The organism is Micromonospora siamensis (assembly GCF_900090305.1).
Classification (GTDB): Bacteria; Actinomycetota; Actinomycetes; order Mycobacteriales; family Micromonosporaceae; genus Micromonospora; species Micromonospora siamensis.
Window position 1 is genome coordinate 4,945,308 of sequence record NZ_LT607751.1, and the last position, 24,304, is coordinate 4,969,611.

27 protein-coding genes are annotated in these 24,304 nt (G+C 74.6%); 5 read left to right on the forward strand and 22 right to left on the reverse strand.

Annotation, left to right across the window (positions count from 1 at the left end):
• Nucleotides 1-2: 2 nt before the first annotated feature.
• Both GA0074704_RS22425 and GA0074704_RS22430 read left to right on the forward strand, forming a co-directional pair.
• Nucleotides 3-1,028 carry a terpene synthase family protein gene (locus GA0074704_RS22425; RefSeq protein WP_231926651.1) on the forward strand — a complete coding sequence of 342 codons (1,026 nt, stop codon included), beginning with the start codon at nucleotides 3-5 and terminating at the stop codon, nucleotides 1,026-1,028.
• Between the two features lie 185 nt (nucleotides 1,029-1,213).
• On the forward strand, nucleotides 1,214-3,040 hold the full coding sequence (locus tag GA0074704_RS22430) for an AMP-dependent synthetase/ligase (RefSeq protein ID WP_088972326.1): 1,827 nt from the start codon (nucleotides 1,214-1,216) through the stop codon (nucleotides 3,038-3,040).
• Nucleotides 3,041-3,099: 59 nt separating this feature from the next.
• On the opposite strand, the gene GA0074704_RS22435 is transcribed toward GA0074704_RS22430, so the two are convergent.
• The 3 genes from GA0074704_RS22435 to yczR all read right to left on the reverse strand — a co-directional run bounded on the left by GA0074704_RS22435 (nucleotide 3,100) and on the right by yczR (nucleotide 6,313).
• Nucleotides 3,100-3,498: a hypothetical protein gene (locus tag GA0074704_RS22435; protein WP_172880717.1), complete on the reverse strand. Its 399-nt coding sequence runs from the start codon at nucleotides 3,496-3,498 to the stop codon at nucleotides 3,100-3,102.
• A gap of 8 nt (nucleotides 3,499-3,506) precedes the next feature.
• The gene (locus GA0074704_RS22440) at nucleotides 3,507-4,784 is read right to left on the reverse strand and encodes a low temperature requirement protein A (protein ID WP_197697567.1); all 1,278 of its coding nucleotides are present in this window, start codon (nucleotides 4,782-4,784) and stop codon (nucleotides 3,507-3,509) included.
• Nucleotides 4,785-4,855: 71 nt separating this feature from the next.
• Complete coding sequence (gene yczR / locus GA0074704_RS22445) at nucleotides 4,856-6,313, reverse strand: MocR-like transcription factor YczR (RefSeq protein WP_088972329.1); 1,458 nt, start codon at nucleotides 6,311-6,313, stop codon at nucleotides 4,856-4,858.
• 58 nt (nucleotides 6,314-6,371) lie between these two features.
• Between yczR and yczE the strand changes: the two genes are divergently transcribed.
• Nucleotides 6,372-7,043, forward strand: a complete 672-nt coding sequence (gene yczE / locus GA0074704_RS22450) for a membrane protein YczE (RefSeq protein WP_088972330.1) — start codon at nucleotides 6,372-6,374, stop codon at nucleotides 7,041-7,043.
• Between the two features lie 68 nt (nucleotides 7,044-7,111).
• Complete coding sequence (locus tag GA0074704_RS22455; RefSeq protein WP_088972331.1) at nucleotides 7,112-7,573, forward strand: hypothetical protein; 462 nt, start codon at nucleotides 7,112-7,114, stop codon at nucleotides 7,571-7,573.
• A gap of 46 nt (nucleotides 7,574-7,619) precedes the next feature.
• On the opposite strand, the gene hisF is transcribed toward GA0074704_RS22455, so the two are convergent.
• The 12 genes from hisF to hisD all read right to left on the reverse strand — a co-directional run bounded on the left by hisF (nucleotide 7,620) and on the right by hisD (nucleotide 16,108).
• Nucleotides 7,620-8,387, reverse strand: coding sequence for an imidazole glycerol phosphate synthase subunit HisF (gene hisF, locus GA0074704_RS22460; protein WP_088972332.1), 768 nt, complete (start codon nucleotides 8,385-8,387; stop codon nucleotides 7,620-7,622).
• A 76-nt stretch (nucleotides 8,388-8,463) separates the two neighbouring features.
• Nucleotides 8,464-9,462, reverse strand: coding sequence for an NADP-dependent oxidoreductase (locus GA0074704_RS22465; RefSeq protein ID WP_088972333.1), 999 nt, complete (start codon nucleotides 9,460-9,462; stop codon nucleotides 8,464-8,466).
• 46 nt (nucleotides 9,463-9,508) lie between these two features.
• Complete coding sequence (locus GA0074704_RS22470) at nucleotides 9,509-9,940, reverse strand: organic hydroperoxide resistance protein (protein WP_088973889.1); 432 nt, start codon at nucleotides 9,938-9,940, stop codon at nucleotides 9,509-9,511.
• 5 nt (nucleotides 9,941-9,945) lie between these two features.
• Entirely contained in the window at nucleotides 9,946-10,407 is a 462-nt protein-coding gene (locus GA0074704_RS22475) for a MarR family winged helix-turn-helix transcriptional regulator (protein ID WP_088972334.1), read from the reverse strand.
• Nucleotides 10,408-10,590: 183 nt separating this feature from the next.
• Nucleotides 10,591-11,016: a RidA family protein gene (locus GA0074704_RS22480; protein WP_088972335.1), complete on the reverse strand. Its 426-nt coding sequence runs from the start codon at nucleotides 11,014-11,016 to the stop codon at nucleotides 10,591-10,593.
• Nucleotides 11,013-11,741, reverse strand: a complete 729-nt coding sequence (gene priA / locus GA0074704_RS22485; RefSeq protein ID WP_088972336.1) for a bifunctional 1-(5-phosphoribosyl)-5-((5-phosphoribosylamino)methylideneamino)imidazole-4-carboxamide isomerase/phosphoribosylanthranilate isomerase PriA — start codon at nucleotides 11,739-11,741, stop codon at nucleotides 11,013-11,015. Before priA ends, GA0074704_RS22480 begins: the two co-directional genes overlap by 4 nt.
• A gap of 20 nt (nucleotides 11,742-11,761) precedes the next feature.
• A complete protein-coding gene (locus tag GA0074704_RS22490; RefSeq protein ID WP_088972337.1) occupies nucleotides 11,762-12,082 on the reverse strand; it encodes a hypothetical protein in 321 nt (106 codons plus the stop codon).
• A gap of 25 nt (nucleotides 12,083-12,107) precedes the next feature.
• A complete protein-coding gene (gene hisH, locus GA0074704_RS22495; RefSeq protein WP_088972338.1) occupies nucleotides 12,108-12,761 on the reverse strand; it encodes an imidazole glycerol phosphate synthase subunit HisH in 654 nt (217 codons plus the stop codon).
• On the reverse strand, nucleotides 12,761-12,931 hold the full coding sequence (locus GA0074704_RS29090; protein WP_172880720.1) for a hypothetical protein: 171 nt from the start codon (nucleotides 12,929-12,931) through the stop codon (nucleotides 12,761-12,763). The genes hisH and GA0074704_RS29090 overlap by 1 nt, the downstream gene beginning before the upstream one ends.
• A 176-nt stretch (nucleotides 12,932-13,107) precedes the next feature.
• Nucleotides 13,108-13,719, reverse strand: a complete 612-nt coding sequence (gene hisB / locus GA0074704_RS22500) for an imidazoleglycerol-phosphate dehydratase HisB (protein ID WP_088972339.1) — start codon at nucleotides 13,717-13,719, stop codon at nucleotides 13,108-13,110.
• Nucleotides 13,719-14,789 carry a histidinol-phosphate transaminase gene (locus tag GA0074704_RS22505; RefSeq protein ID WP_088972340.1) on the reverse strand — a complete coding sequence of 357 codons (1,071 nt, stop codon included), beginning with the start codon at nucleotides 14,787-14,789 and terminating at the stop codon, nucleotides 13,719-13,721. The genes hisB and GA0074704_RS22505 overlap by 1 nt, the downstream gene beginning before the upstream one ends.
• Nucleotides 14,786-16,108 carry a histidinol dehydrogenase gene (hisD, locus tag GA0074704_RS22510; protein WP_088972341.1) on the reverse strand — a complete coding sequence of 441 codons (1,323 nt, stop codon included), beginning with the start codon at nucleotides 16,106-16,108 and terminating at the stop codon, nucleotides 14,786-14,788. The genes GA0074704_RS22505 and hisD overlap by 4 nt, the downstream gene beginning before the upstream one ends.
• Nucleotides 16,109-16,214: 106 nt before the next feature.
• Between hisD and GA0074704_RS22515 the strand changes: the two genes are divergently transcribed.
• Nucleotides 16,215-16,916, forward strand: a complete 702-nt coding sequence (locus GA0074704_RS22515; protein WP_088972342.1) for an LON peptidase substrate-binding domain-containing protein — start codon at nucleotides 16,215-16,217, stop codon at nucleotides 16,914-16,916.
• Here GA0074704_RS22515 and GA0074704_RS22520 read toward each other — a convergent pair.
• From GA0074704_RS22520 to GA0074704_RS22550, 7 genes are all read right to left on the reverse strand, one after another.
• Nucleotides 16,828-17,682 carry a DUF2567 domain-containing protein gene (locus tag GA0074704_RS22520; RefSeq protein WP_088972343.1) on the reverse strand — a complete coding sequence of 285 codons (855 nt, stop codon included), beginning with the start codon at nucleotides 17,680-17,682 and terminating at the stop codon, nucleotides 16,828-16,830. The two genes, GA0074704_RS22515 and GA0074704_RS22520, sit on opposite strands and share 89 nt — an antisense overlap.
• A gap of 27 nt (nucleotides 17,683-17,709) precedes the next feature.
• On the reverse strand, nucleotides 17,710-19,476 hold the full coding sequence (locus GA0074704_RS22525) for a MinD/ParA family ATP-binding protein (RefSeq protein WP_377470646.1): 1,767 nt from the start codon (nucleotides 19,474-19,476) through the stop codon (nucleotides 17,710-17,712).
• Between the two features lie 235 nt (nucleotides 19,477-19,711).
• A complete protein-coding gene (locus tag GA0074704_RS22530; RefSeq protein ID WP_231926652.1) occupies nucleotides 19,712-20,491 on the reverse strand; it encodes a hypothetical protein in 780 nt (259 codons plus the stop codon).
• Between the two features lie 19 nt (nucleotides 20,492-20,510).
• Entirely contained in the window at nucleotides 20,511-21,455 is a 945-nt protein-coding gene (locus GA0074704_RS22535) for an RluA family pseudouridine synthase (RefSeq protein WP_088972345.1), read from the reverse strand.
• Complete coding sequence (gene lspA / locus GA0074704_RS22540; RefSeq protein ID WP_088972346.1) at nucleotides 21,452-22,084, reverse strand: signal peptidase II; 633 nt, start codon at nucleotides 22,082-22,084, stop codon at nucleotides 21,452-21,454. Before lspA ends, GA0074704_RS22535 begins: the two co-directional genes overlap by 4 nt.
• A 67-nt stretch (nucleotides 22,085-22,151) precedes the next feature.
• A complete protein-coding gene (locus GA0074704_RS22545) occupies nucleotides 22,152-22,571 on the reverse strand; it encodes a TraR/DksA family transcriptional regulator (protein WP_088972347.1) in 420 nt (139 codons plus the stop codon).
• Nucleotides 22,572-22,799: 228 nt separating this feature from the next.
• Nucleotides 22,800-24,302 carry a potassium/proton antiporter gene (locus tag GA0074704_RS22550; RefSeq protein WP_088972348.1) on the reverse strand — a complete coding sequence of 501 codons (1,503 nt, stop codon included), beginning with the start codon at nucleotides 24,300-24,302 and terminating at the stop codon, nucleotides 22,800-22,802.
• Nucleotides 24,303-24,304: the final 2 nt, after the last annotated feature.

Here is a 24,304-nt window from a genome sequence, read left to right on the forward strand (position 1 = left end):
TGATGGAAATCGATGCCCAGCGCCGTACGCTGCTCCTCGCGCCACCGATCCCCTCCGGTGGCGCGGCAGGGAGCACCATGCGGAGCTTCGCGGTCTCGGTCCTGCGCGAACCCCCCTTCGTGCCGCGCCGGCACGACGCCATGGGCGTGGTGGCCGGGGAAAGCGCCGGATGGGCGCGCGACCTGGGCCTGGTCCACACCCCGGCCGGACTGCGCCGGTTGCGCGCCGCCGACCCGGCCGACCTGGCCGCCCGGGCCTGTCCGGAGGCGCCCGTCGACCGGCTGCGCCTGCTGACCGACCTGATCACCTGGCTGTTCGTGATGGACGACGCCTGCGACGAGGACGGCCTGGGCGCCAGCCCGGTCCGGCTGGCGCCCGTGGTCGCCCTGCTGCTGGAGGTGTTGGACCGGCACGGTGACGGGAGCGTCGCGCCGCCCGCCGGGGCCGGCCCGCTCGGTGTCGCGCTGGACGACGTGTGCCGGCGGGTGCGCGACCGCCGGCAGCCGGCCGCCCTGCTGCGCCTGATCAGCCAGTTGCGGGAGTACCTGCTGGCGCTGCTCTGGGAGGCGGCCAACCGGGAGCACCGGCGGGTGCCCGGCTCCGCCGAGTACGTGCAGATGCGCCGGCACACCGGCGGCGCCCGCCCCGCCTTCACCCTCACCGACCTGGCCCGCGACCGGTGGCCCGGCCCGGCCGGGCGGGCCGACCCGGGGATGGCCGCCCTCGACGCCCTCGCCGCGGACCTGGTCTGCTGGTGCAACGACCTGTTCTCCTACGGCAAGGAACAGAGCCGGTTGCCGGACGCGCACAACCTGGTCAGCACGATCGCCGGTGAGGACGGGCTGGACGAGGAGACAGCGCTGCGGGCGGCGGCCGACCGGTACAACGCCGGGCTGGCCGCGTACGCCGCCCGGGAGGCGGTGCTGGCGGCGGCCGGCAACGAGGCCGTCCGCGACTTCCTGACCACCCGGCGGGACTGGATCCGGGCCACCTACGACTGGTCCCTGGCGGCCACCCGGTACGCCTGAACCGGCCGGCCCACCCCGCCGTCCCGGCCCGGCGACCCGCCGTCCCGGCCCGACCAGCCCGCCGCCCGGGCTGGTCACGCTCCGGTGACGGCACTAGCCGATGGCCGGGTGCAGGCAATACCCTTCGGTAACCGCAAAACGACGTGACCCCCGTCACGCCTCCACCCCTGAAGGCGGCTTCAGCGATGGCTCTCGATGTACCGTACCGCTCGATCCCCGACATGTTCCTCAAGCGCGTCGCGGCGTCCCCCGATCGGCACGCCTTCGCCCACCCGGCCCCCGACGACTCGGGACCGGTCTGGCTGACCTGGGCGCAGGTCGGGCAGCGGGCCCGGGCGGTCGCCGCCGGGCTGCACGGGCTCGGTGTCGGCCTGGAGGACCCGGTGGCCATCCTGGCGAACACCCGCATCGAGTGGGTGATCGCCGACTTCGGCATCATGTGCGCCGGCGGCGCCACCACCACGGTCTACCCGACCACCGAACCCGAGGACGCCACCTACATCGTCGCCGACTCGGGCTCCCGGGTGCTCTTCGCCGAGAACCCGGCCCAGGCCGCGAAGATCTCCGGCGCGCAGCTGCCCCGGCTGACCCACGTAGTGCTCTTCGACGGCGCCGCCGACCCGGACGCGCCGATCCCGCAGCTCACCCTCGCTGAGCTGGAGGAGCGCGGCGCCCAGGCGCTGGCCGCCGAGCCGGACCTGATCGACATGCTGGTCGCCGGCATCGGTCCGGACCACCTGGCCACGCTGATCTACACCTCCGGCACCACCGGGCGCCCCAAGGGCGTCGAGCTGCTGCACGGCGGCTGGTGCTGGGAGGGCGTGGCCCAGTGTGAGGTGGGGCTGCTCCGCGACGACGACCTGCAGTACCTCTGGCTCCCGCTGTCCCACTCGTTCGGCAAGACGCTGCTCTGCGGCGCCACCCACGTCGGCCTGCCCACCTACGTCGACGGTCGGGTGGACAAGCTGGTCGACATGCTGGCCGTGGTGAAGCCGTCACTGATGTGCGGGGCGCCCCGGGTCTTCGAGAAGGTCTACAACAAGTCGGTCACCACGGCGCAGGACGCGGGCGGAGCGAAGGCGAAGATCTTCGCCTGGGCGGTCCGCACCGGCAAGGAGAAGGTCGGGCTGGAGCAGGCCGGCAAGCCGGTCCCGGCCGGGCTCAGGCTGCGCTACGCGCTGGCCGAGAAGCTGGTGTTCAGCAAGATCCAGCAGCGCCTCGGCGGCCGGATCCGGGTGCTGGTCTCCGGCGCCGCGCCGCTGAGCCAGGAGATCGCCACCTTCTTCGCCGCGGCCAACCTGCCCATCTCCGAGGGGTACGGCCTGACCGAGACCAGCGCGGGCAACTTCGTCAACCCGCCCGACGGGCTGCGGATCGGCACCGTCGGCCGGGCGATGGGCGACCTGGAGTGCCGGATCGACACCGACGGCGAGATCCTGGTCCGCGGCCGGCCGGTGATGCGCGGCTACCACAACCTGCCCGAGGAGACCGCCGCCGCGTTCACCGACGACGGCTTCTTCCGCACCGGCGACATCGGCAGCCTCGACGACGACGGCTACCTGCGGATCACCGACCGGAAGAAGGACCTGGTCAAGACCTCCGGCGGCAAGTACATCGCGCCCAGCCACATCGAGGGCATGTTCAAGGCCATCTGCCCGTACACCTCGCAGGCGATCGTCATCGGTCAGGCCCGCAACTACTGCACGATGCTGGTCACCCTCGACCCGGACGCGATCGCCGGCTGGGCGGCCGGCGGGCCGCTGGAGGGCCGGCCGTACGCCGAGATCGTCGCCTCCGACGAGGCCCGGGAGATGGTCGAGGGCTACGTCGCGGAGCTCAACGGCAAGCTCAACCGCTGGGAGACCATCAAGAAGGTGGCGATCCTCCCCCGCGACCTGACCATCGAGCACGGCGAGATCACCCCGTCGCTGAAGATCAAGCGCCGGGGCGTGGAGAGCAACTTCGCCGCCGAGATCGACAAGATGTACGCCGGCACCCTCGCGGAGCTGTAGCCGACCGGAACCACGCGACGGCCGTGCCCCACCGTCCCGGGGCACGGCCGTCGCGCGTGTCAGAGGTGCTCCCGTCGCCACCGGCTCTGCTCCTGCTCGGCCGCGTACTGCTCGGCGAGGGCGAGCTGCCGAACCTGCCGCCGCCGGCCGTCCTCGCTCAGCGTCTCGGCCGTGACGACGGCGAGGACGACCAGCGCCAGCACGCCCAGCGCCACCAGCTCGGGCAGCGGCGCGGCGAGCGGCGCGAGGCCGGCGAGCACCAGCACCCCCACCAGCAGTGGCCAGCGCACCGACCGCAACGCCAGGTACGCGCAGCCGCCGACGCTGAGCAGATAGAGCGCCACCCCGCCGTAGAAGACGGTGATCCAGAAGCCGCCCAGCGGCACGCCCCAGAGCGGGCTGGCCGGGTCGGCCGCCTCGGCGAGGAGGTCCTTGAGCGCCAGGGCGAAGAAGATCACCCCGGTGATCACCGGCCGGGCGGGCCGCCGGCGCCGTGCTCGTCGAGGAACTCGTCGCGCAACTGCCGGCGGGCCGCCCCGAAGAGCACCACCTCGGCCACCACCATCGCGCCGCAGACCAGGGCGAGCAGGGCCAGGGCGGCCAGCGCCGGCAGGTGGTCGGCGACCGGCAGGAGCGCCACCAGCAGTACCATGGCCACCACCCGGGGCCAGTTCACCGAGTGCATGTTGCGCAGCCGGAAGCCCAGGTGCCCGAGCAGGTAGAGGACCACGCCGCCGTAGAGGGCGAGCAGGCCCAGCCCGTGCAGCGGGTCGGCGAGCGAGTGGTGGGTGCCGTCGCCGACGTACGCCAGGACCTTCTTGAAACCCAGGGCGAGCAGGATGATCCCGGCGACCATGGGCAGGTGCAGGTAGGTGTAGGAGTCCCGGCCCAGCGCGGCCCGCTGCGCGCCCTGCGCCCGGGCCAGCACCCGCTCGGCGGCGATGGACACCACGTCGAAGTACGCCCACCACAGCGCCGCCGCCACCGCCACGCCGAGGAACGACGCCACGATGATCGGCCAGGAGATGGGCAGCGCGGTGATGCCGACGCCGATCCCGACCAGCGACTCGCCGAGCGCGACGATGATGATCAGGCCGTGCCGTTCGGTCCAGTGCGCCGCCGAGAAGATCTGCCAGCCGGCCGCGCCGATCACCATGATGCCGCCGTAGTCGACGGCGAGGGCGAGCACCCAGAGCAGGGTGCGCAGCGTGCCGATCCGCCCGGGGTCGTCGCTGAGCTGCTGGGGCAGCAGGGCCGCGGTGAACAGCAGCGTGGCGCCGGCCAGCATCGGCCAGGCCGCCCGCAGCAGCTGCCGGCGCAGGCCGGCGTCGCCCCGGGCGGCGTACCAGTAGATGACCAGGTGCAGCACCCGGACGACCAGGTAGCAGGAGGCGAAGACCACCGGGCCGGAGAGCCCGCCGGTCAGGTCGACGAAGGCCTCCGGGATGGTGGCCGCGACCACGAACATGGTGGCGATCACCGCGAACAGGGCCAGCCGGACCACGCCCTCGTCCGCCCGCACCGTGTTGCCCAGCCACGCGTAGCAGCACCAGCACCACCAGAGCAGGGCCAGCACGAGCATGCCCCGACCCAGTCCAGGCCAGGTCAGGTCGGCCGCCATCAGCGCGGTCACCTGGGTGAGCGCGTAGACGAAGACCAGGTCGAAGAAGAGTTCCAGCGGGGTCACCGAGGCGCCCTCGGTCATCACCCGCATCCGCGCCGCGCGCCGCGTGGAGTCCGTCACGGCGCACAGTCTGGCAGCCGGGCGTCCCGCCGGGTGGGCCCGGTCGCCCGCCGCGCCGCCCCGACGCCCGGTCAGGCGATGACGGTGGCCTCCCGCCACGCCGGACGGCCGGCCCGGTCCAGGTCGTAGCGGACCGCGGCGAGCCGACCGACCGCCTCCGCCAGGTCGTCGGCGGGCAAGGTGAAGGGCAGCCGCAGGAAGCGTTCCAGGGTGCCGTCCAGGCCGAACCGGGGGCCGGGCGCCAGGCGTACGCCGACCTCCTCGGCGGCCCGGGCGAGCGCGCTGGAGATCGGCCCGTCCAGCTCGACCCAGAGCGTCACGCCGCCCCGGGGGACGGTGACCCGCCAGTCGGGCAGCCGCTGCGCCAGGGCGTCGAGCAGGGCGTCGCGCTGGGTGGCGAGCTGGGCCCGGCGGTCGGCCACGATGGCCGGGGCGTCGGCGAGCAGGTGCACCGCGACCAGCTGGTCCAGCACCGGGCTGGCCATGTCCACGCCGACCCGGGCGGCGGCCAGCCGCTGCACCTGCGGCGCGGACGCGCGGACCCAGCCGATCCGCAGCCCGCCCCAGTACGGCTTGCTCATGCCACCGATGCTGATCACCCGGCTGTGCCGGTCGAAGGCGGCGACCGGCGGCGGCAGCGGGGTGCCGTCCAGCGGCAGGTCGACGAAGGACTCGTCGATCACCAGGTCGGTGCCGGCGGCGTGCGCGGCGCCGACCACCCGTTCGCGCAGCTCGGCCGGCATCAGGTGTCCGGTGGGGTTCTGGAAGTCCGGGATCAGGTAGGCCACCTTGGGCCGGGACTGCCGCAGGCTGGCCAGCAGCAGGTCGGCGTCCCACCCGCCGCCGTCGGCGGCCAGGCCGTGGGTGGTGATCCGGGCCCGGCGGGCGGCGAGCGCGGCCAGCGCGTTGGGGTAGGTGGGCGACTCGACCAGCACGCTGCCGCCGGGGGCCAGGGCCAGCCGCAGCACCAGGTCCAGCGCGTGCTGGGTGCCGCTGGTCACCATGATCTGCTCGGGGCTGGTCGGCAGTCCCCGCTCGGTGTACGACCGGGCGATCGCCTCGCGCAGCTCGATGATCCCGGTCGGGTGGTAGCCGGCGCCGCACAGGTAGCGGGGCAGGTCCTCGGTGGCGGCCCGGGCGGCGGGCAGCAGCTGCGCCGGGGCGGCCAACGCGGCGACGCCCAGGTCGATCATGTCCCGGTCGTCCTGCGGGGTCCACAGTCCGGTGCTGGCGACCCGGTGGGTGCCCGGGAGCATGGTCCAGCTCCCCGCGCCGCGCCGGCTGGCCAGGTGGCCGGTCTCGCGCAGCTGCCGGTACGCGGCGGTCACCGTGGTCCGGCTGATCCGCAGCGCCTCGGCCAGCTCCCGCTCGGCGGGCAGGCGTACTCCCAGGGGGAGGCGGCCGTCGGCGAGCAGGCCGCGGACCGCGGCGGCGAGCGCGGCGTAGTCCGGGCTGCGCCGGCGGCCGGGAAGCGCGTGCCACTGACCCAGCAGGCGGGCCAATTGGGCCCCACGCACCTGACTCGTCATGGCCACCCCTCCCTAATTGGCTCTAACAATGCCGGAATTGGCCCCTAGGGTGGCATGCATGGCTCCGATTGGCAATCTCCGGCACCGGCCCGCCCGCCGGCTGACCCAGCTCTACGCCGGCCTGGTCCTGTACGGGGTCAGCATGGCGATGATGATCCGCTCCGACCTGGGCCTGGACCCGTGGGACGTGTTCCACCAGGGGCTGTCGCTGCGCACCGGGCTCTCCTTCGGCACCGTCACCATCGCCGTCGGCGCGCTGGTGCTGCTGCTCTGGATCCCGCTGCGGCAACGACCCGGGTTGGGCACGATCAGCAACGTGCTGGTGATCGGGCTGGTCGTGGACGCCACCGCGGCCCTGCTGCCGGCCGGTCTGCCCCTGCCGGCCCGGATCGCCCTGCTGGTCGGCGGGATCGTCGCCAACGGCGCCGCCACCGGCCTCTACATCGGCGCCCGGCTCGGCCCCGGTCCGCGCGACGGCCTGATGACCGGTTACGTGGCCCGTCGCCCCGGCCGGTCGATCCGACTGGTCCGTACGGTCATCGAGGTCACCGTGCTGGCGCTGGGCTGGCTGCTCGGCGGCACCGTCGGGCTCGGCACCGTCGCCTACGCGGTGGGCATCGGACCGCTGACCCAGCTCTTCCTGCCGCCGTTCACCGTCGCCGACCCGCCCACCCCGGACCCCACGCCGGCCACCGTCCCGGCCCCCGTACGACCAATGTGGAGGGTGTGAGCTGGGGTGACGGCCGGTGAGCACAACTGGGTGTTTTCTTCGCCGAGGGTAGCGGGCATCATTCCTGCATGGGGGAGAACGGTTGGCACCGTACCGATGCCTGGATCTTCGTGTCCCTGGTGATCGCCAGCGGCGCCGGGCGGCACCGCCGCGCGGCGTCGACCCGCCGGCCCGAAGGGGTACGGCTGGCCGACGTGCTCTCCACAGCGGACCACCTCAACCGGGCCATCCCCGAGCGGCACGAGGTGGAGGCGGCGGTCCGGCGGCTCGCCGGCGCCGGCCTGGTCAGCGTCGCCGACGGCTGGTTCCGGATCACCCCCGACGGCGAGCAGCTCTGGCGGACCCGGCCCAACGCCGGGCTCTCCACCACCGTGGACACGGTGCAGGGCGCGCTCGACCGGCGGCACACCCCGGGTGACGCCGAATGGCGGCTGCCCGAGGAGGACCACGCCGCCGCCGTGCAGGAATACCTGGTGCGGTCCATCCCGGCGCCGCGCCGCTCCCCGGAGGGGCACTCCGGGCGACACTGAGGGGCACTCCGGGCGGCACTGAGCGGCCCGGCACGCCCCCCGGCGCTCAGCGGACCGGGTGACCGGCGCCGCGCAGGGCGTCCTTGACCTCGCCGACGGTCAGCTCACCGAAATGGAAGACGCTGGCCGCCAGCACCGCGTCCGCGCCGGCGCCGATCGCCGGGGGGAAGTGCGCCACCTGCCCGGCGCCGCCACTGGCGATCACCGGCACGTCGACCACCGCGCGGACGGCCTCGATCAGGGCCAGGTCGAAGCCGGCCTTGGTGCCGTCGGCGTCCATCGAGTTGAGCAGGATCTCCCCCGCGCCCAGCTCGGCGCCACGCGCGGCCCACTGGACCGCGTCGACGCCGGTGCCCCGGCGACCGCCGTGGGTGGTCACCTCGAAGCCGCTGGGCGTGGTGCCGGCCGGCGCCCGCCGCACGTCCAGCGAGAGCACCAGCACCTGCCGGCCGAACCGGTCGGCGATCTCGGCGATCAACTCCGGCCGGGCGATCGCGGCGGTGTTCACCCCGACCTTGTCCGCACCGGCGCGCAGCAGGGTGTCCACGTCGGCGACCTGGCGTACGCCGCCGCCGACGGTGAGCGGGATGAAGACCGACTCGGCGGTGCGCCGCACCACGTCGAGCATGGTGCCCCGGTCGCTGGAGGAGGCGGTGACGTCGAGGAAGGTCAACTCGTCCGCGCCGGCCCGGTCGTACGCCGCGGCCAGCTCCACCGGGTCACCGGCGTCGCGCAGGTCGAGGAAGTTGACCCCCTTGACCACCCGACCGGCGTCCACGTCCAGACACGGAATCACCCGTACCGCCACCGTCATGCCGCGAGCCTATCCAACGGGTACGCGGCGGCGGCCGGCGTGTGAGGCCGGCCACCGCCGCGCGGTCGATCGGGACTCACACCCGGACGAGCATCTTGCCGAGGTTCTCGCCGCGCAGCACGCCGAGGAACGCCTGCGGGGCGTTCTCGATGCCCTCGACGACCGTCTCGTCGTAGGAGATCTTGTCGTCGCGCAGCCAGCCCGCCATCTCCTGCACGAACTGCTCGCGCAGGTGGCCGTGGTCACCGACGAGGAACCCACGCAGGGTGAGCCGCTTGCCGATCACCAGGGCCAGGTTGCGCGGGGCGGCCGGCGGCTCGGTGGAGTTGTACTGCGCGATCATGCCGCAGATCGCGGCCCGGCCGTGCAGGTTCATCGCGCCGATGGCGGCCTCCAGGTGGTCGGAGCCGACGTTGTCGAAGTACACGTCGACGCCGTCCGGGGCGGCGGCCTTGAGCTGCTCGTACACCGGGCCGTCGTGGTAGTCGAAGGCGGCGTCGAAGCCCAGCGCCTTCAGCCGCTCGACCTTGGCCGCGGAGCCGGCGCTGCCGACCACCCGGGCGGCGCCGCGCAGCTTGGCGATCTGGCCGACCATGCTGCCCACGGCGCCGGCCGCGCCGGAGACGAAGACCGTCTCGCCGGGCTTCATCTCGGCCACGTCGAGCAGGCCGGCGTACGCGGTCAGCCCGGTCATGCCGAGGACGCTGAGGTAGGCGCTGACCGGGGCCAGGCTCGGGTCGACCGCGCGGGCGGCCCTGGCGTCGAGCAGCGCGTACTCGCGCCAGCCGAGGCCGTGCAGCACGGTGTCGCCGGGCTTGAAGCCCTCGGCCTCGCTCGCCACCACCTCGCCGATCGCGCCACCGTCGAGGGGCGCGTCGAGCGCGAACGGCGGCACGTACGACTTCACGTCGTTCATCCGGCCGCGCATGTACGGGTCGACCGACATGAACCGGTTGCGGACCACGATCTGACCGGCGCCCGGGGTGGGCACCTCGGTCTCCACGAGGCGGAAGTTCTCGGCGGTGGGCCAACCCTGCGGGCGGGAGGCCAGGTGGATCTCACGGTTGGTGCTCATGGGGCTCGTCCTTTCGTACGCGGATCGTCGTGCGGCCGGGCGGCGGTCAGGCCGCGGCGGTCTCGCGGACGGTGAGCGCGACCTCGATGTTGCCCCGGGTCGCGTTCGAGTACGGGCAGACCTGGTGGGCGGTCTCGACCAGCTGCTCGGCGGCGGCGCGCTCGACGGCCGGCAGGTCCACCACCAGGGTGACGGCAAGGCCGAAGCCGCCGCTGCCGTTCGGGCCGATCCCGACCTCGGCCTCGACGACCGAGCCGGACACGTCGGCCTTGGCCTTGCGGGCGACCAGGCGCAGCGCCGAGTGGAAGCAGGCCGCGTAGCCGGCGGCGAAGAGCTGCTCGGGGTTGGCCGCACCGCCGGCGCCGCCCATCTCCTTCGGGATCGCCAGGTCCAGGTCCAGGGTGCCGTCGGTGGTGCGGACGTGGCCGTCGCGGCCGTCGCCGGTGGCCTGCGCGGACGCGGTGTAGAGCACCTGCATGGTGGTCACTGCTCCTTCTGTCGGTGGATCGTGTCGGTGACCCGGGTGAGGGTGTCCCGCAGGTCGACCAGTTGGGTTTCGGTGAGGCCGGTGGCGCGGGCCACCCGCAGTGGCACGTCGCCCATCCGCTCCCGCAGGACGCGGCCGGCTCCGGTGAGCCCGACCTCCACCCGCCGCTCGTCGCGGACGGATCGGGACCGGACCACCAGGCCCGCCGTCTCCAGCCGCTTGAGCAGCGGAGAGAGCGTGCCGGAGTCCAGCCGCAGGGCCGTGCCGAGCTCGGAGACGGTCGGCAGCTCGCCCGCCTCGGCGCGCTCGGCGCGCTCCCAGAGGGCGAGGAGGACCAGGTACTGCGGGTAGGTCAGCCCGTGCTCGTCGAGGATCGGGCGATAGACGTCGGTCAGGGCGCGCGACGCGGCGTAGAGCGCGAAGCACACCTGCCGCCGCAGCACCAGATCATCGGTCATGCCCAAAACGGTAGCCCGCAATTAGATTGCGCGCAACTCAAGTGCCGATCGCGGTGACCGGCCTCGCAACGAGAGAACGAGCGCGATACCTCAGAGGCATCAAAATGACTCTGAGGTATCGCGCTCGTGAGGATGTCCGCGTCTGGTTGCCCGCGACGCCCGGCCCCGAACGGGGCCGGCCGGTCAGCGCGCCGGGAGGTAGGCCTCCAGCTCCACCTCGACCAGGTGGTCCGGGTCGATCAGCCCGGCCACCACCACCATGGTCGCCACCGGACGGACCGCCCCGAAGACCGCGTTGTGCGCCCGACCCACCTCGTCGGCGTAGAGCCGGTCGGTCACGTACATCCGGGTCCGCACCACGTCGGCCGGCTCCGCGCCCACCTCGGCCAGCGCCGCCAGGCCGATCCGGATCGCCTGGGCGGTCTGCGCCGCCGCGTCACCGACGTGCACCACCTGCCCGTCGACCGTTGACGTGCACCCGGCCGTCACCGCCCGGTCGCCGGCCCGGACCACCCGGGAGTAGCCGTACACGGTCTCCCACGGCCCGCCCGAGCCCAGTCGGGTGACCGTGGTGGCCGACGGTTCGGGCTCGGCGACCGCCGCGCTCACCCGGCGGTCCGAAGGGTCTCCAGCGCCTCGGCCACCGTGAAGGCGCCCGCGTAGAGCGCCTTGCCGGCGATCACACCCTCCACGCCCACCGGCTCCAGGGTGGCCAGGGCGCGCAGGTCGTCCAGCGTCGAGACGCCACCCGAGGCGATCACCGGCGCAGCCGTCCGGGAGCAGACCTCGCGCAGCAGGTCCAGGTTCGGGCCGCGCATGGTGCCGTCCTTGGTGATGTCGGTGACCACGTACCGGGAGGCGCCGGCCGCGTCCAGCCGCGCCAGCACCTCCCACAGGTCACCGCCGTCGCGGGTCCAGCCACGCGCCGAGAGGGTACGACCCCGCACGTCCAGGCCGATCGCCACCCGGTCGCCGTACTCGCCGCAGATCCGGTCGCACCACCGCGGGTCCTCCAGGGCGGCGGTGCCGATGTTCACCCGCGCCGCCCCGGTGCCCAGCGCGGCGCGCAGCGAGGCGTCGTCCCGGATGCCACCGGAGAGCTCGACCTTGACGTCCAGCTTCCCGACCACCTCGGCCAGCAGCTCCGCGTTGGAACCCCGGCCGAACGCCGCGTCCAGGTCGACCAGGTGGATCCACTCCGCGCCGTCGCGCTGCCACGCCAGGGCGGCCTCCAACGGATCGCCGTACGCGGTCTCGCTACCGGCGGCGCCCTGCACGAGCCGGACGGCCTGGCCGTCGGCGACGTCCACGGCGGGCAACAGGGTGAGGCTCAACGGTCCATCTCCTCGCTTCTTCAACGACGGTCCAGGGCGATCACCACGATCGCCGGCAGGACCAGCAGCAACAGCACGACCAGCGCCACCCGCAGCGCAAGGTCGTCGACCAGGGCCCAGATGGCGATCAACGCCACCCCGGTCAGCAGCACGATCGCGGCCCGCTCGCCCCGGGTGTGCCGGGCCAGCCGGCCGGAACGACCCATCCGGACCCGCGGGGTCAGCCGGCGCACCACCGCACGGCGGCGCGCCCGGCGGGCCACCTGGCGGCGGCGTACCGCCCGGTCCCGCTCCAGCTGGGCCTCCCGGGCCTCCCGACGCCGGGCCCGCTCCTTGCTCACCGGGCTTCCTCGGTCCGCGACCCGCTCACAGGGTGGCGAGCCAGTTGCGCAGCAGGGCGGCGCCGGTGCCGGCGGACTTCTCCGGGTGGAACTGGGCGGCCGACAGCGACCCCCGCTCCACCGCCGCGACGAAGTCGGCGCCGTGCTCGGCGGTGGTCACCCGCGCGCCCGAGGCGGCCAGTCCGGCGGTGTCGGTGACCCCGTAGGAGTGCACGAAGTAGAACCGGGCGTCGGCCGGCAGGCCGGCGAAGAGCACCGAACCCGCCGGCGCCTGCACCGTGTTCCAGCCCATGTGCGGCAGCCGCCGCGCGGGCAGCTTCGTCACCCCGCCGGGCAGCAGCCCGAGCCCCTTGGTGACCACGCCGTGCTCGTCACCGTGCTCGAAGAGCACCTGCATGCCCACGCAGATGCCGAGCACCGGCCGGCCCGCCGCCACCCGCTCCGCGATCACCGGCCCGGCGCCGAGCGCCTCGATGCCGGCCATGCACGCCGCGAACGCGCCCACGCCCGGCACCACCAGGCCCTCGGCCTCGGCCGCGGCGGCCAGGTCGTCGGTGACGGTGACGTCCGCACCGGCGTGCTCCAGCGCCCGCTCGGCCGAGCGCAGGTTGCCCGACCCGTAGTCGAGCACGACGATCCGCCTGCCCGCGCCACCGGGCGCGGTGGTCGACTCGCTCATCAGCCCTCCCCGGGCAGCAGCCAGAGCAGCCCGCCCGCGGTGGCCAGCACGGCGAGCAGGCCGGTGAGCAGCACCGCGCCGCGCGGCGCGCCCTGCCGGTACAGCGACCAGGCTCCACCGACCAGCAGCCCGGCCAGGATCAGCAGCAACGTCGGCAGCACCGCACCCATCAGAGCCACCCTTCATTCGCGACTGCGGGACTCCGCCGCGCTGCGTTCCTCGCGCTCATCAGAGCCACCCTTCATTCGCGACTGCGGGACTCCGCTTCGCTGCGTTCCTCGCGCTCATCAGAGCCGCCCTTCATTCGCGACTGCGGGACTCCGCTTCGCTGCGTTCCTCGCGCTCATCAGAGAGCCCCCTTGGTGCTGGGCACCACGCCCGCGTTGCGCGGGTCGATCGCGGTGGCCTCGCGCAGCGCCCGGGAGACCGCCTTGAACTGGGCCTCCACCACGTGGTGGGCATCCGGGTGGCCGCCCGGGCGGGCCGCCCGCAGCACGTCCACGTGCAGCGTGATCCGGGCCGACTGGCCGAAGGACTCCCAGATGTGCCGGGTCATGCTGGTCGGGTAGACCGGCCCGATGTACGGCGCGAGGACCGGCTCGTCGTGCACCACGTACGGCCGGCCGGACAGGTCGACGGCCGCCCGCACCAGCACCTCGTCCATCGGGACGGTGGCCGAGCCGTACCGCCGGATGCCGGCCTTGTCCCCCAGCGCCTGGTCGAACGCGGCGCCCAGGGCGAGCGCGGTGTCCTCCATCGTGTGGTGGGCGTCGATCTCCAGGTCGCCGACGGTGCGGACGGTCAGGTCGAAGCCGCCGTGCCGGGCGATCTGGTTCAGCATGTGGTCGTAGAAGCCGACCCCGGTGCTGATCTCGGCCTTGCCGGTGCCGTCGATGTCGATCTCGACGAGGACCTCGGTCTCCTTGGTGATCCGCTCCACCCGGGCGGTCCGGCTCATCAGATTCGCTCCATCGCTGAAAGGAAGGCGTCCGTCTCGGCGGGGGTGCCGGCGGTGACCCGCAGCCAGCCGGGCAGGCCGACGTCGCGGACCAGCACCCCCTGCTCCAGCAGGGCGTGCCAGGCGGTGGACTGCTCGCCGTCGACCGCGAAGAGGACGAAGTTGGCGTCGCTGTCGGCGACCCGGTGACCCCGGGCGCGCAGCTCGGCGACGATCCGGTCGCGCTGCGCCATGATCGCGGTGACCGTGCCGAGCAGGGCGTCGCGGTGGGCCAGCGCCGCGCGGGCGGCGGCCTGGGTGAGCGCCGAGAGGTGGTACGGCAGCCGGACCAGCTGCACCGCCGCCACCACCGCCGGGTCGGCGGCCAGGTAGCCGAGCCGGCCACCGGCGAACCCGAACGCCTTGCTCATCGTCCGGGTGACCACCAGCCGGGGGTGGCCGGGCAGCACCGCCAGGGCGCTGACCGTGCCGGGCCGGGCGAACTCGGCGTACGCCTCGTCGACCACCACCATGCCCGGTGCGGCGTCCAGCACGGCGGCGACCACGGCCGGGTCGAGCGCGGTGCCGGTGGGGTTGTTCGGCGAGCAGAGGAAGACCACGTCGGGGGCGTGCTCGCGGACCTGGGCGACCGCCTCGGCGGCGGTCAGACCGAAGTCGACGCCGCGGGTGGCGGGGATCCACCGGGTGCCGGTGCCGAGCGCCAGCAGCGGGTGCATCGAGTACGCCGGCACGAAGCCCAGCGCGCTGCGCCCCGGACCGCCGAACGCCTGCAGCAGCTGCTGCTGGATCTCGTTGGAGCCGTTGGCCGCCCACACCTGCCGGGCGGTGAGCCCGTGCCCCAGGTAGGCGGCCAGGTCGGCGCGCAGCGCCACGGCGTCGCGGTCCGGGTAGCGATTGAGGTCGCGCAGCTCCGCCGCGACGGCCTTGCCGATCGCGTCCACCACCGGCTCGGGCACCGGGTAGGAGTTCTCGTTGGTGTTCAGCCGCACCGGCACGTCCAGCTGCGGCGCCCCGTACGGCGACAGCCCCCGCAGGTCGTCCCGGATGGGCAGGTCGTCCAGGGTCGTCACGGGGTCTCCCCCGGGAACCGGACGCTGACCGCCTGACCGTGCGCGGGCAGGTCCTCGACGGTGGCCAGGGTCACCACGTGCCCGGCGACGTCCCGCAGCGCCTCCTGCGTGTATTCCACCAGGTGCACGCCGCGCAGGAAGGACTGCACGGACAGGCCGGAGGAGTGCCGGGCGCACCCCCCGGTGGGCAGCACGTGGTTGGAGCCGGCGCAGTAGTCGCCGAGGGAGACCGGCGACCAGGCGCCGACGAAGATCGCCCCGGCGTTGCGCACCCGCAGCGCCCACTCGCGGGCGTCCACGGTCTGGATCTCCAGGTGCTCGGCCGCGTACGCGTCGACCACCCGCAGGCCGGCCTCGAGGTCGTCGACGAGCACGACGCCGCTCTGCTCGCCGCGCAGCGCGGTGGTGATCCGCTCGGTGTGCTTGGCCGCCGGCACCTGCCGGGCCAGCTCGGCGTCGACCGCCTCGGCCAGCGCCACGGACGGGGTGACCAGCACGCTGGCCGCGAGGGGGTCGTGCTCGGCCTGGCTGATCAGGTCGGCGGCGACGTGCGCCGGGTCGGCGGTGTCGTCGGCCAGGATGGCGATCTCGGTGGGGCCGGCCTCGGCGTCGATGCCGACGACGCCGCGCAGCAGCCGCTTGGCGGCGGTCACCCAGATGTTGCCCGGCCCGGTGATCATGTCGACCGGGTCGCAGCGCTGCTCGCCGGCCGGGTCGACGGTGGCGCCGTACGCCAGCATGGCCACGGCCTGGGCGCCGCCGACGGCGTACACCTCGTCCACACCGAGCAGCGCGCAGGCCGCGAGGACCCGCTGGTCGGGCAGGCCGCCGTTCTCCTTCTGCGGCGGGCTGACCACCACCAGCGAGCGCACCCCGGCCGCCTGGGCGGGGACCACGTTCATCACCACGGTCGACGGGTACATGGCCAGGCCGCCGGGGACGTACAGGCCGACCCGGTCGACCGGCAGCCAGCGTTCGGTCACCGTGCCACCGGGCACCACCGCGGTGACGTGGTCGGTGCGGCGCTGGTCGGCGTGCACCTTGCGGGCCCGGGTGATCGACTCCAGCAGCGCGGCGCGGACCTGCGGGTCCAGCGTCCCCTCGGCCTCCCGGATCGCCGCCACCGGCACCCGCAGCACCTCCGGGGAGATCCCGTCGAAGCGCTCGCTGGCCTCCCGGATCGCCGGGTAACCATGCTCCCGGACCGCCTCCACGAGGGGGCGGATCCGCTCGACCGCCACGGAGACGTCGAGCTGGGCACGGGGCAGCAGGCGGCGCGGGTCACGGACCCCGCCGCGCAGGTCGATCCGATTCAACACCCTTGCGAGTCTAGGCGGCGGCACCGCGGGCGGCCCGCGCCGCCCGGACCACGGGACGGTGAGCCGGGACACGCCGCGCGGGACGCGGCGGGCTACGCTCGGAGCCGTGACTGCGCGGCTGCCGGTGTTCCCGCTCGCAACGGTGCTCTTTCCCGGTCTGGTGCTGCCGCTGCACATATTCGAGGAGCGCTACCGGGCGCTGGTGCGGCACCTGATGGCGCTCCCCGACGGCACCCCCCGGGAGTTCGGCGTGGTGGCCATCCGGGCCGGCTGGGAGGTCGCTCCGGGCGGTGGCCGGGCCACCCCGGGCGGCGGCGAGATCACCCTGCACGAGGTGGGCTGCACCGCCGAGCTGCGTCAGGTCACCGAGCTGGCCGACGGCGGGTTCGACATCGTCACGGTCGGGCGGCGTCGGTTCCGGATCGGCGACGTCGACCGGGACTCCGCGCCGTACCTGACCGCCTCGGTGGACTGGCTGCCGGAGCCGGCCGGCCCGGACGAGGCCGCCGACCTGCTGGCCGCCCGGGTGATCTCGGTGTTCCGGCAGTACCTGGGCCTGATCCGGCCCGATCCGGAGGAGATCTCCGAGCAGCTGCCGGAGGACCCGACGGTGCTGTCGCACCTGGTCGCCGCGACCGCCGCGCTCACCGTCGACGACCGGCAGCGGCTGCTGGCCGTCGACGACACCGCCGCCCGGCTCCGCGCCGAGCTGCGGCTGCTCAACCGCGAGACGGCCCTGCTGCGCCAGGTGCGGGCGGTTCCGGTGCCGCTGGCGGAGCTGGCCAGCCCGCCGCCGGCCCCGAACTGACCGGTCCCGGACCGCCCGGACCGACCGGGCCCGGGCCGGACGGCTCCGCACCGAACGGCACCGGGCCGAACGGCGCCCCGGCGAAGGGCTCCGGCTCCGGACGCAGCGACGGCCAGCGCGACCAGCCGGCCAGCAGGGTGTACGTGACGGCCACCCCGAAGGCGGGCAGCAGCAGGTTGCCGTGCGGGTAGGGCAGCACCCCGTGGAACCAGTCGACGCCACCGGCGCGCAGGTCGGCCGGCTTGGTGAAGGCCCGGCCCGGTGGCGCCGTCTCCAGCAGCCGCTGGTACGTCGACAGGCCGATCCGGCGTCCCACCTGCCAGGCGACCAGCGCCGCCGCCAGCGCGCCGGCCGTCCCGCCCAGCAGCGAACCGGGTCCGCGGCGGCGGCGCAGCACGAACCAGAGCGCCACCCCGGCGAGCACCCCGAAGCCCAGCCCGAGCAGGCTGAACCAGCCGTCGGCGGCGATCGGCTGCTCGGGCTGCGGCTGGGCGTACACCGCTCCCTCGGGGGTCTTCACCACCGGGATGTCCGGTGCCAGGGCCGCCCAGAGCAACCCCAGCGGGAGGCCCAGCACGGTCAGCGCCGCGAACGCGGCCAGCCCGGCGAGCACCGCCCGCCGACGGGCACCCGGCTCCGGCGCGGGCGCGGGCGGCGGCTGCCACCACCACGGCGGCGCCTCTCCCGCCCCTGCGGACGCGGCGGGCGGATCGGTGGCAGCGCGACCGGCTTCGGCCCGCTCGGCATCGGAATTCTCCGGACTCACCCGATGATCCTCTCAGCCCGGGCGGGGTCAGCGGGCGAAGGGTTCGAGCATGACGGCGGCGGCCTCCAGCCAGGCGCGCCGGGTGTCCGGCTGGAGCTGGTGGTACTCGATCGAGGAGCCGGTCTCCAGCGCCGGGTCGTACGGCACCACGGCCACCGCCCGGGTCCGGGTGGCGAAGTGCCGCTCCAGGTCGGTCTGCAACGACGACCGGCCCGGCGTGGGGCAGGAGATCAGGGTCACCGCGTTGTCGGCCAGCTCCCCCATCCCCACCTCGTGCAGCAGGTCCAGCATCCAGTCCGCGCTGAACGCGGCGTCCTCGCGCGGCACGGTGGTGACGACGAGCTGGTCGGCGGCCTGCATCACCGTCCGCCAGTTGGCGCTCTCCACGTTGTTGCCGGTGTCCACGCAGACCACGTCGTGGGTACGGCGTAGCAGCTCCAGCACCCGCTTGACGGTGAACTGGTCCAGCCGCTGGGCGAACCGGGGGCTCTCCTCACCGGCCAGCACGTCGTACGAGCCGTCGGAGGCGTGCCGCAGGTAGTCGTCCAGCTGGTCCAGCAGGGTCGCACCCTCCAGGATCTCGATCTGGGCGAGGTCGTGGATCAGGTGCCGGATGGTGCGGGCGTGCCGGGCGCTGCCGGCGCGCAGGCCCAGCGTGCCGCGCAGCTCGTTGTCGTCCCAGGCGAGCACGCCCTTGCCGCGCACGCTGCCCACGGTGGCGGCGGCGAGCACCGTGGCGGTGGTCTTGTGCACGCCGCCCTTGGGGTTGGCGAAGGCCAGCACCCGCGGGGCGCCCAGCTCGCGGCGGAGCACGGCGGACGCCCGCTCGGACTCGCTCTCCGGTGCCGGCGCCCGCCAGTCCGGCCGCTCGGCGACCACCGCGGAGGCGACCACGGCGGAGGCGACCACGGGCGGGGCCGCCTCGACGGCGGCGGTGGCCCGGTACGCCGGTTCGACCGCCGCCACCGACCGGTACGTGGGCTCCGGCCGGGCCGGTGTGGGTGGGTAACCCGGATCCGGGTGGCCGGGGTCGACGTAGTCCGGGTCGAGCGGACCGGGGCGGGCCGGCTCCGGCGGGGCGACCGTTGGGGCGAGCTGCTGCCGCCGCGCCTCCGGCTGGTGCGCCTCGGGCCGGTAGCCGCGCCCCTCCAGCAGCGCGTACCGGGACTCCACCGGGGGCGGCTCGTGCCGGTAGCCGTTCTCCAGCGCCGAGTACCGCGACTCGGCCACCGGCTCCTGCCACGCCGGCTCGGGCTGGTACGCCGACTCGGCCCGGTAGGCCGGCTCGGGCTGGTACGCCGGCTCGGGCTGGTACGCCGGCTCAGGCTGGTACGCCGGCTCGGCCCGGTACGCCGGGTCCACCCGGTACGTCCCCTCGGCCCGGTAACCGGGCTCGGCCCCGTACCCCGGCTCCCGGTAGGCCGCGTCGGGACGACCCGGCTCCGGATACGCCGGCTCGCGATAGGACTCCGCGCCGTAGCCCGGCTCCGCGCCGTAGCCCGGCCCCGCCCGGTGGGTGGGGTCGGCCCGGTAGCCGTCCTCTGCCCGGTAGCCGGCCAGCGGGTCGTACGCCGGCTCGGTCACCCGGCCGACCGCCGACACCCGCCCCGAGTACCCGCTGCCGGACGCGCGTCGCGGCAACGCCTCCCGCGCCGCCGGTGGGGGCTCCTCCGTGCGGTGGTCGGCGTCGGCCTGTTCCGCGGTACGACCGCCGAGCCGGGCCCGGTCGAACAGCGCCCGCCACCGCGGTGCTGGTTCGACCGGCCGTGACCAGCCGGTCTCCGTGCCGTCCAAGGCTCGCCCTCCCAGCGCCATCGGTTCCCGCCTGACAGGCTACGGAGACAAACCCTATTCGGACCACACCCGTGCGCGCACATCCCCCGTCGGTCATGCTCGCCGCCGCCTGCCGGCGCCTCCGGGCCGGAGCGTGTCCGGCGAGGTCAGCGCGGTGCCGCCGGGTGGCGGACCGGTCGGCCGCGCGGCCGGCCCCGGTGACGGATCGATCACCTCCGGTGCCGCTTCCGACGAATCACCCGCCCGGGGCCAGCTCCCGGTCGGCCGGCGGCCGGGCCAGGTCGCGCTGTTCCGGCAGCGGTGGGGTGAGCACCGCCCGGTCGAGCCGCCGCAGCTCGGGCGCCGGATCGACCGCGCGGACCCCGGGCCGGCCGGCGAGCGCCCGCAACGCGGCCGGGTCGGCCCGGACCAGGGCCGCGTACACGCAGGAGCAGCCGGACCGGTACGCCGCCGCCTCGGCGGTCGCCACCCGGGCGCCGCTGTCGTACACCCGGCGCAGTTCACCACCGGGATCGGTGGCGTCGGTCAGCGCGGCGGACCGGTCCCGCTGGTCGGCGGCCTCCCGGTCCTTGCGCGCGGCCACCTCGGTCATCCCGGCTCGGACGTGCTCCGGCACCAGCTGCGCGGGGATCCGGACGATCTCGGTCTGCCGCTGCGGCAGCGGCACCCGGGCGACCACCTCGGCGACCGTCGTCCCGGCCAGTACCGGCGCCAGCCGTCCCGGCGGGAGGTAGCCGGCGAAGGTGACCAGCGCGTACGGCTCACCGCCGGCCGGCAGGGCCGCCAGCTCGGCGGACGAGGCGCGCAGGTAGGCGGGGACGGAGCCGCCGGCGGCCACCCCGACCCGGGTCACCTCGCCGACCGTGGTGTCCACCGCCGCCGGCCGGTCCGCCGTACGGGCGGCGACCGCCCCGACGGCGAGCACGCCGGCCAGCGCGGCGACGGTCAGCCGCCCCGGCGTCCGCCACCGGGGCGACGCCGGCGGCGCGGCGGTCGGTTCTTCCGCTCGGCTCATCGGACAGCTCGCACCGGCGTCAGTCGGCCAGGATCTCCAGCGCCCGGGCCAGGTCCGCCGGGTAGTCGCTGACGAACGTGACCTCCTCGCCCGTGCCCGGGTGGGTGAAGCTCAGCGAGCGGGCGTGCAGCCACTGCCGGGACAGCTTGAGCCGGGCCGACAGGGTCGGGTCCGCGCCGTAGGTGAGGTCGCCGACGCACGGGTGCCGCATGCTGGAGAAGTGCACCCGGATCTGGTGCGTACGCCCGGTCTCCAGCCGGACGTCGAGCAGGCTCGCCGCCGGGAACGCCTCGAGGGTGTCGTAGTGGGTGATGCTCGGCTTGCCGCCGGAGACCACCGCCCAGCGGTAGTCGTGGTTCGGGTGCCGGTCGATCGGCGCGTCGATGGTGCCGCGCGACGGGTCGGGGTGGCCCTGCACCACGGCGTGGTAGCGCTTCTCCACCTCGCGGTACTTGAAGGCCCGCTTCAACGCCGTGTACGCCTGCTCGCTCTTGGCCACCACCATGATCCCGGTGGTGCCGACGTCCAGCCGATGCACGACGCCCTGCCGCTCGGCGGCGCCGCTGGTGGAGATGCGGTGCCCGATGCCGGCCAGGCCGCCGATCACGGTCGGGCCGGTCCAGCCGGGGCTGGGGTGGGCGGCCACCCCGACCGGCTTGTCCACCACCACGATGTCGTCGTCGGCGTAGACCACGTCCAGGCCGGGAACGGCCTGCGGCACCACCGTCGGCGGGGCGGCCGGCGCGGGGAGGGTGACCTCCAGCCAGGAGCCCGCCTTGACCTTGTACGAGTTGGCCCGCGCGGCGCCGTCGACGAGCGCGTCACCGGCGTCGACCAGCGCCGCTGCGGCGGTGCGGGAGAGACCGAACAGCCGGGACACCGCCTGGTCGAGGCGCATGCCCTCCAGGCCGTCCGGGACCGGCAGCGAGCGGTGGTCGCCGCCCGCGGAGAAGGCGGAGGTCACGAGCGCCCCCGGGGCTCGGTGGTGGTGCCGTCGGCGGGCTCCGGCGTGGGTTCGGCGCCGGCGGTCGGCCGGTCGGCTCCGGCCCGGCCACCGTCGCGCTGGCGTCCGGTCAGCTCCAGCAGCACCGCCAGGGTCACCCCGGAGACCAGGGCGCTGTCGGCCAGGTTGAACACCGGCCAGACCTGCCCGTACGGGTCGAAGAGGCTGACCATGTCGACCACGTGGCCGACGAAGTGACCCGGGGCGCGGAAGATCCGGTCGACGAGGTTGCCGAGCGCCCCGCCCAGCACCAGGCCCAGCGAGACCGCCCAGGGCACCGAGCGCAGCCGTACCGCCATCCAGCAGATCCAGCCGACGACGCCGAGGGTGATCAGCGGAAAGACCCAGGTGTGGTCGGAGCCGATGCTCCAGGCGGCGCCGCTGTTGCGGGTCAGGCTGAAGTAGACCGCTCCACCGAGCACCCGCACCGGGGCGCGGTCGGTGAGCGCGGAGAGCGCCCACTGCTTGGTGAGCAGGTCGGCCGCGAGGACCGCGACGGCGAGGCCGACGAGCACCCCGACCGCCTTTCGGCGACGGGTGCCGCCGCCCGGCTCGGCGGTGCCGGATCCAGCGGGTGGCGCTGCGGTCATCTGCTCCCCATCGACACTATCGACGGTGATGCCTCACCGTCGGCTCATCGCCGCCGGGGAGCGGACCTCAGCGCCGCTCCTCCAGCTGCTTGCACTTCACGCAGAGGGTCGCCGACGGGAAGGCGGCGAGCCGCTCCACCGGAATCGGGTCGCCGCACCGCTCGCACCAGCCGTAGCCACCCTCGTCGAGCCGCTCCAGGGCGCGTTCGACCTGCGTGATCCGTTCCCGGATGCTGTTGGCGAGAGAGATCTCCTGCTCCCGCTCGAACGTCTTGGTCCCGGTGTCGGCCTGGTCGTCCCCGGCCGAGTCGGTCAGCCGGTCGCGCTGCAGCTCGGTGATCTCGCTCAGCGTCTGATCGTACTCGGCGCGCAACTCGTCGCGCCGTGCCGCCAGGGCCGCCCGGATCTTCTCGGTCTCCGCCGCGCTGCGGGTGGCCTTCGCCACCGGCTTACGGCCGGCGGTCCTGGTGTCGGCTGGCTTCGCCATCGTCAGCTCCCTCGGCCACGGAAGACCCGCAGCGGTCGGCGGTCGGACAGGGTCCGCCGGCCTGGCGTCCCCCATGCAGGTACGAAACGGGCACACGGCAGCGACGACCGCGCACTCCGGAGGTTGGCAAGAATACGGAACGTACAGGCGTCCGACAACGTGGCGCACCGTGGCACCGTGATTCCGCCTCGATCATCCCCTAACCAGGGCAAAAGGAACGCTAGCAGATCAGTCGTCGTGATCTTCGCCGTACTCGCCAAACCACCTGGCCAGACGACCCCGCCGGCTGACCGCCCGGAGCCGGCGCTCGGCGGCGTCCCGCACCCCCGCGGTGGCCACGATCAGCAGGCTGTCCCCCACCTTCAGCCGGGTGTCCGGACCGGGCACGAAACCGACGCCGTCGCGCAGCACCAGGGTCACCGCGGCACCCACCGGCAGCCGCAGCTCGTCCACGTGCACCCCGCCCAGCCGGGAACCCGGTGGCACCTCCAGCTGGAGCAGGTCGGCCCGCATCCGCTCCAGTGGCGCGGTCTCCACCCGGATCTCCGCCGCCTCGGCCGGCGCGGTCACCCCCAGCCGGCGGGCCGCCGGCGCGAGCGTCCCCGCCTGGAGCAGCGTGAAGATCACCACCAGCACGAAGACCGCGTCGAAGAGCCGGTCCGCGCCCGGCACCCGCTCCGACAGCGGGATGGTGGCCAGCACGATCGGCACCGCCCCCCGCAGCCCGGCCCAGGACAGGAACGCCTGCTCCCGCAGCCGGAACCGGAACGGCAGCGCGGCGACCGCCACCGACAGCGGCCGGGCGGCCAGCACCAGCGCCAGCCCGGTGACCACCGCCGGCCACACCGCCGCGCCCAGCCGGCTCGGCGTGACCAGCAGGCCGAGCAGCACGAACAGGCCGATCTGGGCCAGCCACGCCAACCCGTCGGCGAACCCCAGGATGGCCTGCCGGTGCGGCAGCCGCGCGTTGCCCAGCAGCACGCCGGCGACGTAGACGGCGAGGAAACCCGAGGCGTGCAGCACCGCGCCGGCCGCGTACGCCAGCACCGTGAAGCCGACCACCGCGATCGGATAGAGCCCCGCCGACGGCAACGCCTCCCGGCGCAGGGCGAACCGCCCGGCGAGCCCGGCGAGCAGGCCGACCGCCGCGCCGGCACCCAGCTCGTAGCCGAGCACGAGCACCTCGTACCACCAGGGGTGGCCGGTCGGCGCGCCCCGGGACAGCAGCACCACCAGCAGCACCACCGGGGCGTCGTTCATGCCGGACTCGGCCTCGAGGGTGGCCACCAGCCGGGGTGGCAGGCGCAGCCGGCGCAGGGTGGCGAAGACCGCGGCGGCGTCGGTGGAGGAGAGCACCGCGCCGTAGAGCAGGGCCAGCCGCCAGTCCAGGCCGAGCGCGACGTGCACCACCACGCCGACCACCACGATGCTGACCAGCACGCCGAGGGTGGACAGCGTCGCCGCCAGGCCGAGCACCGGGCGCAACGTGCTCCACCGGGCGCTCAGCCCACCCTCGGCGATGATCACGATCAGCGCACAGAACCCGAGCACCCGGGTCAGCTCGGCGTCGTCGAAGCGGATCCCGAGGCCGGACTCCCCGATCGCCACGCCCAGCGCCAGGTAGACCAGGAGGCTGGGCACGCCCAGGCGGGTGGAGAAGCGGACCGCGCCGACCGCCACCAGCAGGACGGCGGCCCCGAGCAGCAGGGCCAGGTCGAGCCCGGGCGTCACGG